At 57.0% G+C, this 11,845-nt stretch carries 11 protein-coding genes and 1 pseudogene; 8 read left to right on the top strand and 4 right to left on the bottom strand.

Features of this window, described 5'->3' with window-relative positions; translation table 11 throughout:
* From B7364_RS18230 to B7364_RS17630, 7 genes and pseudogenes are all read left to right on the top strand, one after another.
* Positions 1-229, top strand: a 229-nt coding sequence (locus tag B7364_RS18230; protein WP_232780945.1) for a hypothetical protein, incomplete at its 5' end; no start/stop codon positions are given.
* On the top strand, positions 226-675 hold the full coding sequence (locus B7364_RS17655; RefSeq protein WP_085341355.1) for an iron-sulfur cluster assembly scaffold protein: 450 nt from the start codon (positions 226-228) through the stop codon (positions 673-675). The genes B7364_RS18230 and B7364_RS17655, both read left to right, overlap by 4 nt.
* Positions 676-914: 239 nt before the next feature.
* Positions 915-1,148: pseudogene (gene yidD / locus B7364_RS18225) on the top strand (membrane protein insertion efficiency factor YidD); the annotation flags it as partial.
* Positions 1,149-1,307: 159 nt separating this feature from the next.
* Positions 1,308-3,284, top strand: coding sequence for a threonine--tRNA ligase (gene thrS / locus B7364_RS17645; RefSeq protein ID WP_085341353.1), 1,977 nt, complete (start codon positions 1,308-1,310; stop codon positions 3,282-3,284).
* A complete protein-coding gene (locus tag B7364_RS17640; protein WP_085341352.1) occupies positions 3,281-4,558 on the top strand; it encodes an O-antigen ligase family protein in 1,278 nt (425 codons plus the stop codon). The genes thrS and B7364_RS17640 overlap by 4 nt, the downstream gene beginning before the upstream one ends.
* Positions 4,548-5,411 carry a glycosyltransferase family 2 protein gene (locus tag B7364_RS17635; protein ID WP_085341351.1) on the top strand — a complete coding sequence of 288 codons (864 nt, stop codon included), beginning with the start codon at positions 4,548-4,550 and terminating at the stop codon, positions 5,409-5,411. The genes B7364_RS17640 and B7364_RS17635 overlap by 11 nt, the downstream gene beginning before the upstream one ends.
* Positions 5,412-5,543: 132 nt before the next feature.
* Positions 5,544-6,380 carry a helix-turn-helix domain-containing protein gene (locus B7364_RS17630; protein WP_085341350.1) on the top strand — a complete coding sequence of 279 codons (837 nt, stop codon included), beginning with the start codon at positions 5,544-5,546 and terminating at the stop codon, positions 6,378-6,380.
* On the opposite strand, the gene B7364_RS17625 is transcribed toward B7364_RS17630, so the two are convergent.
* A complete protein-coding gene (locus B7364_RS17625; RefSeq protein WP_085341349.1) occupies positions 6,340-8,079 on the bottom strand; it encodes an ArnT family glycosyltransferase in 1,740 nt (579 codons plus the stop codon). The genes B7364_RS17630 and B7364_RS17625 overlap by 41 nt on opposite strands.
* A gap of 178 nt (positions 8,080-8,257) precedes the next feature.
* On the opposite strand from B7364_RS17625, the gene B7364_RS17620 reads away from it, so the two are divergent.
* Positions 8,258-9,199: a glycosyltransferase family 2 protein gene (locus tag B7364_RS17620; RefSeq protein WP_085341348.1), complete on the top strand. Its 942-nt coding sequence runs from the start codon at positions 8,258-8,260 to the stop codon at positions 9,197-9,199.
* A gap of 86 nt (positions 9,200-9,285) precedes the next feature.
* On the opposite strand, the gene B7364_RS17615 is transcribed toward B7364_RS17620, so the two are convergent.
* The 3 genes from B7364_RS17615 to B7364_RS17605 form a co-directional block, all read right to left on the bottom strand.
* Complete coding sequence (locus tag B7364_RS17615) at positions 9,286-10,230, bottom strand: electron transfer flavoprotein subunit alpha/FixB family protein (RefSeq protein ID WP_085341347.1); 945 nt, start codon at positions 10,228-10,230, stop codon at positions 9,286-9,288.
* Positions 10,230-10,976, bottom strand: a complete 747-nt coding sequence (locus B7364_RS17610) for an electron transfer flavoprotein subunit beta/FixA family protein (RefSeq protein ID WP_085341346.1) — start codon at positions 10,974-10,976, stop codon at positions 10,230-10,232. The genes B7364_RS17615 and B7364_RS17610 overlap by 1 nt, the downstream gene beginning before the upstream one ends.
* Positions 10,977-11,096: 120 nt before the next feature.
* The gene (locus tag B7364_RS17605) at positions 11,097-11,816 is read right to left on the bottom strand and encodes a c-type cytochrome (protein WP_085341345.1); all 720 of its coding nucleotides are present in this window, start codon (positions 11,814-11,816) and stop codon (positions 11,097-11,099) included.
* Positions 11,817-11,845 lie beyond the last annotated feature (29 nt).

The raw sequence follows: 11,845 nt of genomic DNA, 5'->3' as shown, positions 1-11,845 counted from the left end.
ATTTGACGCGACAAATCGCCCGAACACACTGGATGAAGCGGCCAGCGGGCGCCCCAAGGGACCTCAGCGCACGTTGCACCACAAGATCAGGGACGGGGCTTCCCCATCCGGGATGACAACGCTTAGCATTATTTCGTTCGAGAAGGCTTTGGTGCAGGCTATGCCGCCGCAAATCCCACACACAGACGGTCTTTTAACCCTTGAACAAATCCCTATGTTAGCACCATGAGCCAAGATCTATATTCCGCGCGTGTGTTAGAGCTTGCCGCCGATATTCCCCTTGTCGGCCTGCTATCAAGCCCCGATGGGCGAGCCCATCGCGTCTCGCGCTTGTGTGGTTCAGAGATTGAGGTGGATGTTTGTCTGCAGAATGGTCAGGTCTCGGCAGCAGGGATAGAACCCAAAGCTTGTGCCCTAGGGCAAGCCAGTGCCAGCATTTTGATGCGTCACATTGTGGGGGCAAGCCCGCATGAGATCCGAACCGCACGCGACGCTTTCAAGGCCATGCTGAAAGAGCATGGACCAGCACCTACCGGACGTTTCTGGGAGTTACGTTATCTCGAGGCGGTGCGCGATTATGCGCCGCGCCACACCTCAGCCCTTTTGGCATTTGACGCCGCGGTTGAAGCCGTCGATCGTGCCCTTGCCCATCAACTTGCCGCCGGGCAAATCTGACGTAGGGGGTGGTGACAAGGCCCCCCATGTCAGGGTAAAGAGACCTATGATGTTTGCCCTTCAGGTTGCCCATTTGACTACTGACTAAAGCCGGCGAAGCGCGGCAGGGCGCTTCGCTGCGGCAAGATTTCTCCCTGCCTGACTGTTCGACAAAGACTTCTCTCCCTCCCCCTGAGATTAGGCACTGGATAGAGCGCGTCTGGCTTTTTCACAGAAACCCGACGCCGCAGGCAATGATCATGGCAAGACCAACGACCCTCTCTGTACCGGCCCGGGTGCTTCTAGCCGCGCAGCGCGTTTACAAGGTCACCTTGTCGCCGCTGATTGGTCAGCAATGTCGGTACCTGCCGACATGCTCAGACTATGCCGCCGAATGTGTCCGCCAATTTGGCGCTTGGCGTGGGTCTTGGATGGGCTTGGCGCGACTTTGTCGATGTCGACCTGGTGGGGGCTCTGGCTATGATCCAGCGCCTCTAACCTGTGAGGCGGTCTCAGCTTTCACGCCGTGGCGTTATGGGGATTGGAAATTGGGTGCCCGCCCAGCCGATCCCAGCGCGACAAATGCTGCACCTGACAGTCAAGCCACCCCGCATCAAGCTTCTCTTTGAAATACCACTCTGGCAGTAACTCCGATGATCCACTTAGAATTTCCCGACGGTGCCGTTCGCCCCTATGAGCCAAACATTACGCCTTTGGCGATTGCCGAAGGCATTTCCAAATCCCTCGCCAAAAAAGTCGTCGCTGCCAAAATCGATGGTCAATGGTGGGATTTAAGCCGCCCGCTTGACCATGGCGGCAAGTTCGAGCTGGTGACGCGTGATAGCGCCGATGGCTTAGAAGTTCTGCGCCATGACACGGCCCATGTGCTGGCCCAAGCGGTGCAAGAGCTATTTCCTGGTACGCAAGTTACTATCGGCCCGACGGTGGAAGATGGTTTCTATTACGACTTCTACCGCGAAGAAAAATTTTCTACCGACGACTTTGAAGCCATCGAAAAGCGCATGCGCGAGATTGTCGACGCCGATCTTCCCATCGTGCGCGAGGAAATGGACCGCGATGCCGCCATCGCGCATTTCAATGAGATTGGCGAGACTTTTAAGGCTAATATCATCGACGACATCATCCCCACGGGGGAAGTTATCACCGTCTATCGCCAAGGCGAAAGCTGGAAGGATTTGTGCCGGGGCCCGCATTTGCCGTCTACGGGCCGCTTGGGCAAAGCCTTTAAGCTGATGAAGCTGGCCGGTGCCTATTGGCGCGGCGACCCGAAAAACCCACAGCTGCAACGCATTTATGGCACGGCTTGGGCTGATGATAAGCAATTGGCAGATCATCTGATGCGCCTAGAAGAGGCAGAAAAGCGTGACCATCGCAAGATTGGCAAGGCGCTTGATCTGTTCCATTTCCAAGAAGAGGCGCAAGGTTCGGTCTTCTGGCACCCCAAAGGCTATATGATTTGGCGCACGCTGGAGGCCTTTATCCGTCGCCAGCTGGATGCCGATGGCTATGTGGAAGTGAAGACGCCTCAGCTTCTGGCCTCTAAATTCTGGGAGCAATCAGGCCATTGGGAGAAGTTCCGCGAGAATATGTTCGTGGTGCCCGATGAGGCCCCCTCTGTTGAAGAAGGAGCTCCCATCTTCTCTGGTGAAGCCGATCTCTTGGCCCTGAAGCCAATGAATTGCCCAGCCCATATCCAGATTTTCAAGTCCGACCAGCGCAGCTATCGCGATCTGCCGATCCGCATGGCAGAGTTTGGCTGTTGCCACCGCAATGAGGCCAATGGCGCTTTGCATGGCCTGATGCGGGTTCGCCAAATGACCCAAGATGATGCGCACATTTTCTGTCGCGAAGATCAGATTGGCGACGAGACCAAGCGCTTTTTGAACTTGTTCAATCGCGCTTATACCGCCTGTGGACTGACCAATATCCATTACCGCTTGGCGACGCGCCCTGAAAAACGGGCGGGCAGTGACGAGACGTGGGATAAGGCCGAAAAGGCCTTGGCCGACGCTTTGACCAGCGTTGGCGTCGATTTCGTCATCGCGGAAGGCGATGGGGCCTTTTATGGGCCGAAGCTCGAATTCCATCTGACCGACGCCATCGGCCGGACCTGGCAGTGCGGTACGTTCCAATTGGATTATGTACTGCCTGAACGTCTGGATGCAGTTTACACCGGTGAAGATGGCCAGAAGCATCGTCCGGTGATGTTGCACCGCGCGGTATTCGGCACATTTGAGCGCTTTATCGGGATTATGATCGAGAACTATTCCGGGGCTCTGCCAACGTGGCTGGCCCCGGTCCAAGCGGTGGTTGCAACCATTACCTCAGAAGCCGATGCTTATGGGCAGGAAGTGGCTGCCCGCTTCAAGCAGGCCGGTATTCGCGTGGAAACCGATCTGCGCAACGAAAAGATCAATTACAAAGTGCGAGAACATTCCCTCGCCAAAGTGCCTGTGATGGCCGTTGTGGGCCGTCGTGAAGCTGAGGAGGGCAAAGTCGCTTTGCGTCGCTTTGGCAGCCAAGCTCAAGAGATCATGACGCTGGAAGAAGCGCTCGCGATCTTGACGGCAGAGTGTTTACCCCCGGACCTGAAAGAGACCCTTGCTTGAGTGCTGCCCCACTAGGCCACAATTCTGTTCGCCGGCTGGACCCTCGCGCAAAAATCGCGGGGGCCTTTGGCATTGCCTTTGGCTTTTTTGCCGGTACCGGTGTTTCGGGTCTGGCGATGAGCTTAGGGATAGCGGGCCTATGGGGTTTGATTTACGGCCTATCGGCGCAGGGAAAGCCCTTAGATCAGGCCTTTGTTAAGGCCCTCAAAAAGCACGGCGAGACATGGTTGTGCTTATCCTTATTTGCCCTTTGGGTATTGTCGACCTCGCTTTGGTCGCCGGCCCCGGCTTTGGCGGAAGAGACAGTTCGCAGGCTGGCTGCGGTCTGCGTCTTGGCCCCCATCGGTATTTGGGCGGTCTATGCCTGTCGCGGGGAGGACAGGCTATTGGCCCAGCGTGCGATCATTGCCGGGGTATTTCTATCGCTCGGTATCCAAGCCAGTGAAGCGATTAGCCATTATGCGATGAATCGGTTTGCCTCGCCCGAAAAGGAGCCTTTGGAGATTGCGGGCGATATGGGGCGCGCAGCTTCTGCGACCCTGACCTTGTTCTGGGTTGCCTATGCGTGCCTCTATCAACAAATGTCGGATGCGCGTATTCGCTTTGCCTTGGTTGGGCTCGCAATCTTTGTATCCCTGCAATTTGGAACCGACATCAATGCGGTCGGCATGGTTCTAGGGACCCTTGCGGCCCTATTTGCCCTCAGCTTTCCCCGTACTGCTTTGGCGCTGGTGAGCGGTGGTGCGGCCACCTTGATTGCCGCAGCGCCCTTGATTTACCCCGCCTTGGCCAATCTTGCTTTCAAGCTGCTGCCCGGGGATAAAATGCCGTTATCCTATGGGCGACGCGCGCAAATGTGGGAGACTGCATCTGGCTATGTCACGCAGAAACCGCTGACAGGTTGGGGGCTAGGGGCCGGCAGCACGTTTGATACGCCGATCATGTATGGCGGGTTTGAATGGCCGATTATCCAGCTCCACCCCCATGCAGCGCCCATGCATATTTGGCTGGAGACCGGCGGGATTGGGGCCTTGCTGGCCTCGGTGACGATAGTTTTGGCAGGCGGTGTCGCGATCCGGGTTTTTGGCCGACATCGGATAGCCACATCTGCTCTCGTGGGTGGGTTGACATTCTTGGCCCTTAATTGGGGCTTCAGCCATTCGGCTTGGCGTGAGTGGGTTTGGACCAGCTTTGCTGCTTTGATCGCCTTCTCCTTCATGCTGCGCAATTCACGCCGTTGGGCCTCAACTTTGAGAGCCCGCCGTGTCGACTGAGACGGCGATCAGCGCCGTCGTCGTCTCGTTTCACACGGGCGATATCTTAAACGCTTGTCTGACCCGATTGTTGGAATGCCCGCGTTGTCAGGAAGTCATTCTGGTCGACAACGGCAATCGCGCGGATGTCGTGCGCGACCTTTTGGCTTGGCAGACGGCTGAACCCCGCCTGAAACTGGTGACGGGGCACGGCAATATAGGCTTTGGTCGCGGCTGTAATCTGGGCGCGAAACAGGCAAGTTCGCCCATTCTGGCGTTTGTAAACCCTGATTGTGTGCTTGATCCGGACAGTTTGGCGCGTTTGGCAGATCTTGCCGCCTCACCAGTCCCAGTCCTCGTGGGTGGCCATATTCGCGATGAAACTGGCGTCGAACAGCGCGGTGGGCGCCGCGGCACATTGTCACTCTGGTCGGCTTGCGTCAGCTTTTCGGGCCTCGGTCGCCCCGGAGAGCAGGCTGGCATTTGGCGCGACTTCAATCGAAACCGCGAAGTTCTTCCGGAAGAACCCATAGAAACCCCTGTTGTTTCAGGAGCTTTGATGGTGACGCGCCGAGATGTCTTTTGGCAAATCGGTGGATTTGACGAGGCCTATTTCCTCCATGTGGAGGATATTGATCTCTGCCATCGCTATGGACTTGCGGGCTTTAAGGTCATTTTTGACCCTTTGGCGCGGGCGACTCATATCGGTGGGACCAGCCAAACCGCCGCTTGGCGGGTCGAAATCGCGAAATTACGTAGCTTTCTGTATTATTTTTGGAAATTTTCCCGTCCACCTCTCGGACGTTTGCTTGTTTTATTGATAGCCCCTTTACTCACACTGGCGATTTTAACGCGAATATTCGCGTCTAAATAGGCGCTTAACGCAGCGCCCTACCCGACAATGGCTTGATCTTCCATAATTTTGGACGCATGATTATGTCCATAAAAATAGTCACATTCTTTTCTGTGGGGGATCGAGTGCGCACACGGAGATAGGGATTACCTGATGCTAGATGACCACTCAGAACCAGTGCGGCCAATTCGCGCTTTATTGCGGGGGCTAGAAGCACTGCGGGCACTTAATGGGCAAGACGGCATGACCGTCACCGAAGTAGCAGAGCGCGCGCGGGTCCCGAGAACGACGGCCTACCGAATTTTGGAAACCCTCTGTCAGGGTGGATTTGTTATCCGCGATGAAATGGATGACCGCTATCGGCCCACCCTCGCGGTGACCAATCTCGCCGAAGGCGCCCAGAACGAAGCTTGGATCCGGGAAGGCGCTTGGCCGCTGATTGCCAAGCTCGGCAAACAGATATTGTGGCCCATCGGCATCTGGACGTTAACCGGTTCTGATTTGACCTTGCGCGCCGCGACCGACCGCACCAGCCCACTTGCGCTGAATCGTTTGACCAGCGGGGCGCACGCCGATCTGTTTGAATCGGGTGCCGGGCAAGTCATGCAGGCGTTTGAGACCTCGCATAAGCGGAATCTATTGGAAGAGATCGGTCTGCATCGCCAAGGCCACACGTCGCTGAAGGCCCAGTTGGAGACCATTCGCACCCGCGGCTATGCGTTTGATGCGAAGGCCGTTGGTGGGGAGATTAATCTGGCGGTGCCGGTTTTGCGGCCAACTTCCGGGGAAGGCCCCGAAGTCTTGGCAGCCGTTACCGTGCGTTTCATCCGCTCTGCCTTGAGCGACGAGCGCGCGATTGGCGAGCTTTTGCCCAAACTGCTGCACTTGGCCACAGATATTCGTCAGGCCTATCTCGAATTTGCGCCACCTGCCTCGCAAGCATCGAGAATTAGCGCTGGGGGCCGTTCGCCTGAGTATCAGCAGGCTTAGGGATTACTTTCCCGATTTTAAGCGTCACCTCATCGCCCTTTGAGTAATTGAGGCCGGCGATAGGGGCTCCGCGCCATTCAACGCGATAGCCCTTTTCTTCTAGCGCGGCGATCAGCGGCGTCTCAAACTGTGGGTCTGCATTGACCACGATCCCCACCCCCGGCTTGGCTGCGGCGGCCGCTGCAGCCACGCTCGACAGAGCAGAATCGCTGCGGGTTAAGAAGATCAGGCTGGGTTCCTGATAGCCTGCGCCAATCAGCGGGCCGGGCTGGCCTGGCGAAAGCCGTGGATGCAAGCCTTCCTTCTCAAGGGTGGAAGACACGGTTTGGCTTAAATCCAATTGTGGAATGGACGGCACAAAGACGCCTTTGATGGCAAGGCTTGCCATCATGGCCGCACCGATCAAGCCTGCCGCCGCAAAGCGGGATCGGGCGATAACCAGGCCCAAAGCCGCAAGTCCAGCCACGCCAATGGCGATACTGGCCTGCAGGGCCATCATCTGCGCACCCGCGGCGACATCTGCAGCCAAAATCAAAGGCAGAGCCGCCATAATCAGAGTGCCGAAGCCCAAAATCACGATGCTGGTCCACCGCAACCAAGCCTTTTGCCAGCCACCATTCAAAAGCCCAACCGCACCCAACAGCAAGACGGCACCATGCACCGGCAGGGTATAGTGTGCGAGCTTCGCGGGGGCTGCTTCAAACATGAGCCAGCCCGGCACCAGCCAAGCCAATAAATAGCGCACGCGGTCGTCTTTTCGGTCGCGCCACGCAGCCCAAAGCGCGAGCGGGATCAAAATACTGCCTGGCCAAAAGATGATCGGCGACAACAAGAGATGGGCACCGGGCGGCACACTCTTATTCTCAGATTGCCCCGAAAGCTTGGGGGCGAGGTCTTGGCCAACCGCGTCAAAGAAGAATTGGCCATTGGTTGCCTGCCAGATCGCGATATACCACGGCAAAACAATGGCCGCCGCCAGCAGCATTGAGGGCCAATGCAGGGCGCGTCTGACCCAACCCAAATCACGCTCCCACAGCACGAGCATCAAGCCAGATAGGATAACCAACAGCGGGCCAATGGGCCCTTTGATCAGGGCTGCCATGCCCAGCCCCAGCCATAGCGCCCACGGTGCCCAAGTTGCCTTTGCCTCTGGCCGCTGTCGCAATTTGGCCAGACCCAGATAGGCCAAGGCGGTAAAACCTGCGAGGGCCGCATCCGTCTTGGCAATTCCGGCCTCGGTGGAGAGCAAAAGTCCACAGGCCATCGCGACCCCCGCGATCAGGCCGCTACGTCGATTATAGAGCAGGGCTCCGATCTGAAAGACACACAAAGCGGCAAGACCGGCCCCTAAAAGCGAGGGAATGCGAAAAGCTTGGATGGTCCTTGTGTTTGCGCCATCTAAAGGCCCGGCCGTTGCCGCCTGTAGCCAATGGATGCCAATCGGCTTTTTATTGCGTGGCTCATCCTGAAAGCTGATGCGGATAAAGTCCCCCGTCTCAAACATTTGAGTCGTGGCTTGCACAAAGCGGCTTTCGTCACGATCCAGCGGCTGCAGGGCCACAAAGCCCGGCAGAGCGCAGAGTAGCAGCGTCAAGAGGATTAGGGCGTGGGGCCGCCAGCCTTGGCAAAAAAAGTCGAGGATGTCTAAGCCGTGCTTGTGCTTCTGATGGGCGGGGACGTCTTGGACTTGTTCGGACACGCCTGCTTCCTTGATTGCGCGACAGAATGGTAAATGTCGCTATGCTTGTATCCCCCTCTAGCTACTCCTTCTGGCTGTGGCAATTGATGCCAAATCATTCGATCTTTTGGTGATGGGTGCGAATCCCGCTTCGTAAATCCGGCGACCCACCCTATGGCCAAGAGGCGTTGAGGTTCTGATGTCCGAGTTACATACACACGATCTGTCGATTGCCGTGCTGGTTCCCTGTTATAATGAGGGCGCTACGGTGGCGACCGTCGTGAAAGACTTTGCCGCCGCGCTGCCTCGCGCAAAAATCTATGTCTATGACAATCGCTCAACCGACGACACGTTTGCGCGCGCGGTCGAGGCTGGTGCCATTGTGCGGCGGGAAGATCGGCCCGGCAAGGGTGAAGTTGTCCGCCGCATGTTTGCCGATATTGAGGCCGATATCTATGTGATGATTGACGGCGATGCGACCTATCACGCCCCATCAGCCCCGCATTTGATTGATCTCATGGTCTCGACCCACGCAGACCTTGTTAATGGGGCCCGCGTGGATACAGCGGTGAAGGCCTATCGCCCGGGTCATCGCTTTGGCAACCGCCTTTTGACCGGCTTGGTCAGCGCCGTTTTTGGCCAAATGACCACCGACATGCTGTCAGGCTATAAGATTTTTTCCCGCCGGTTTGTGAAGTCCTTTCCCGCCCATTCGCGCGGGTTTGAGATTGAGACCGAGCTGATGGTCCACGCGCTAGAATTGCGCATGACGATCAAGGAACATCCCACCCCCTATGCCGAGCGGCCAGAGGGCTCAATTTCCAAGCTCAATACCATCCGCGATGGCATTCGGATTATCTCCATCATCGGCTTGTTTGTGCGTGAAGAGCGGCCATTGGCGGTCTTTAGTATCTTGGGCATCCTATTGGCGCTAACCGCCTTATTCTTGGGTATCCCAGTCGTGCTCGAATTTTGGGAGACAGGCCTTGTGTCGCGCTTCCCCACCGCGATTTTGGCAAGCGCCTTGATGATTACCGCGGTCATTTCGGTCTTCTCGGGCTTTGTCCTTGATACGGTGACGCGCGGTCGCCGCGAGGTGAAGCGCTTTGCCTATCTCGCCGCGCAAGATAAGCGCTTTTAAGGTCGCCCCATGCCAAACAAAAACGCTTCCCGGCAGGGCCAGGAAGCGTTTGGTTTTGCTTTTCTGCCCGAAGGCTGATGGGAGGCTTAGAGGCCAGCCTTGGCCAATTCACCCATCAGTTCTGGCACAGCTGACTTATAGTCAGCCACCAAGCCATAGTCTGCAATCGCAAAGATTGGCGCGTCGGCATCTTTATTGATGGCGACGATGACCTTGGAATCCTTCATGCCGGCCAAGTGCTGGATGGCGCCGGAAATGCCCACCGCTACATAGAGCTCTGGCGCAACAACCTTGCCGGTTTGGCCGACTTGATAGTCGTTTGGTGCATAGCCTGCATCCACGGCAGCGCGCGAGGCACCCACCGCGGCACCCAATTTGTCGGCCAGAGGCTCAATCACATTGTGGAATTCGTCAGCCGAACCCATGGCGCGACCACCTGACACGACGCGCTTGGCGCCTGCCAATTCTGGACGGTCAGACTTGACGATCTCAGCACCCTTAAAGGTCACATGAGCCGAAGGCGCACCAGCCGTGACGGTTTCGACCGAGGCCGACCCGCCTGCCCCTGCAGCCGCAAAAGCGGTGGTGCGGACGGTGATGACCTTCTTGGCATCTGAGGTTTCAATCGTTTCTAGCGCATTGCCAGCATAGATTGGGCGCACGAACGTCGTCGCATTCACCACTTCTTGGATTTCCGAGATGGGCGATACGTCCAAAGCTGCAGCGATGCGGGGGGCCGCGTTCTTGCCGGTTGCGGTGGCCGCAAACAAAACCGCGTCATAAGTGGCCATCAAAGGCACGACGAGGCCTTCAACTGCTTCTGCCACGCCTTGCTCAAAGGCGGCGCCTTCAGCGTGGAGGACCTTGCGGACGCCTGCAATACCGGCTGCAGCCGCAGCGGCAGCACCAGCGCCAAGACCTGCGACCAGGACATCGACATCTGAGGACAAAGCCAAAGCGGCAGTGATGGTCTTGTTGGTTGCGTCCTTTACCGACGCATTATCGTGCTCAGCAACAACGAGAACAGCCATTAGAGGACCCCTGCTTCTTTGAGTTTGCCGACCAATTGCTCGGCGCTTTCAACTTTGATGCCGCCTGCGCGCTTGGGTGGCTCTGTCACTTTCAAAACTTTCAGACGTGGCGCAACATCGACGCCATAATCACCAGTCGATTTGACGTCGATTGGCTTTTTCTTCGCCTTCATAATGTTTGGCAAAGAGGCATAGCGCGGCTCGTTCAACCGCAAGTCTGCGGTGACGATTGCTGGCAATGCGACTTCCAAAGTCTGCAAACCACCGTCGATTTCGCGGGTGACAGTGGCTTTGCCATCGGCAATCTCAACTTTCGAAGCAAAAGTGGCTTGTGGCCAGCCCAAGAGGGCCGCCATCATTTGGCCGGTGGCGTTGTTGTCGCCATCAATGGCTTGCTTGCCCATCAGAACCAATTCTGGGGCTTCTTCCGCAACAACAGCTTTCAGCAATTTCGCCACTGCCAAAGGCTCTAAATCGTCATCGGTCTGGATCAAAATGCCCCGATCTGCACCCATGGCCAAAGCCGTGCGGATGGTTTCTTGAGCCTGTTGTGGGCCGATCGACACCGCAACAATCTCAGTCGCAGCACCTTTTTCCTTCAGACGCACCGCTTCTTCAACAGCGATCTCGCAGAATGGGTTCATGGACATTTTGACATTGGCCAAGTCCACCCCGGTTTGATCGGGCTTCACGCGGACCTTCACGTTATAATCAATGACCCGTTTGACGGGTACGAGGACTTTCATGGGGCGTCTCCACTGAGTGAGCTTTTGGTTTAACGGGGCAAGTTAACCTAACTTGCCCCAGTTTCCAATTTTTGTTTGAGTGAGATCTCAATATGGACCGGCTGCGAGAGCCGACCAGATTTATTTTGGTGCCGCTTCGCTTGCTGGTGCAGCGGCTTCTGGCGCGGCGGCAGGGGCAGCACCTTCAGCTGCGGGAGCGGCACCGTCTGCAGGCACAGCTGCAGGGGCGGCTGCTGCCGCAGCCGCAGCAGCGGCTTGTGCCGGATCACGGGTTGGGTCTGGCGCAGGCAAGGCCGCTGGCGATGGCGACAGCGAGCGCAGATACGCAACCAGAGCAACACGGTCTGAGGACTTGCCCATGCCAGCATAGGCCATGGCGGTGCCTTTGATATAGCCCTTCGGGGCCTTCAAGAAATTATAAAGGCCATCGTAATCCCAGGCCTTGCCATAGGCCTTCATCGCATCCGAATAGGCAAAGCCTGCATGGGTGCCAGCCACCCGCCCCATAATGCCATACAGCATCGGGCCAGTCTTGTTGGCGCTGCCGGGCTCTACATTGTGGCAGGACGAGCAAACCTTGTGCAGCTTGTCGCCTTCAGCAACCAATTCTGCGGTTTTGGCGGGGTCTGCCAAAAGCGTGCCCCAGTCTGGCATGAGCTCAGGACCGGCTGCGGCCTCTGCACCACCTGCGGGCACTTCCGCAACTTCTACCGGAAAGCCTACGGCCGCTGTATCATTGGCATAGACCATATCACCCAAAGTACGAAGGCCCATAATGCCCAAGCCGGTCGCCAGTAAGGCGCCAGCTACCATGTTGAACCACAGATTGTTGCTGCTCATAACGGTGCTAATATCCCTGTTGTCGCGTG

The organism is Aquidulcibacter paucihalophilus (assembly GCF_002105465.1).
Taxonomy (GTDB): domain Bacteria; phylum Pseudomonadota; class Alphaproteobacteria; order Caulobacterales; family Aquidulcibacteraceae; genus Aquidulcibacter; species Aquidulcibacter paucihalophilus.
Note: the sequence above shows the minus strand (reverse complement) of the source record. Positions and strands in the feature narration are given on the sequence as shown.

What these genes read in the sequence shown, in the direction of transcription:
- B7364_RS17610 (WP_085341346.1), bottom strand. Translation starts at nt 10,976, where the DNA reads ATGAAAGTCCTCGTACCCGTCAAACGGGTCATTGATTATAACGTGAAG.
- B7364_RS17630 (WP_085341350.1), top strand. Translation starts at nt 5,544, where the DNA reads ATGCTAGATGACCACTCAGAACCAGTGCGGCCAATTCGCGCTTTATTG.
- thrS (WP_085341353.1), top strand. Translation starts at nt 1,308, where the DNA reads ATGATCCACTTAGAATTTCCCGACGGTGCCGTTCGCCCCTATGAGCCA.
- B7364_RS17605 (WP_085341345.1), bottom strand. Translation starts at nt 11,816, where the DNA reads ATGAGCAGCAACAATCTGTGGTTCAACATGGTAGCTGGCGCCTTACTG.
- B7364_RS17655 (WP_085341355.1), top strand. Translation starts at nt 226, where the DNA reads ATGAGCCAAGATCTATATTCCGCGCGTGTGTTAGAGCTTGCCGCCGAT.
- B7364_RS17615 (WP_085341347.1), bottom strand. Translation starts at nt 10,230, where the DNA reads ATGGCTGTTCTCGTTGTTGCTGAGCACGATAATGCGTCGGTAAAGGAC.
- B7364_RS17620 (WP_085341348.1), top strand. Translation starts at nt 8,258, where the DNA reads ATGTCCGAGTTACATACACACGATCTGTCGATTGCCGTGCTGGTTCCC.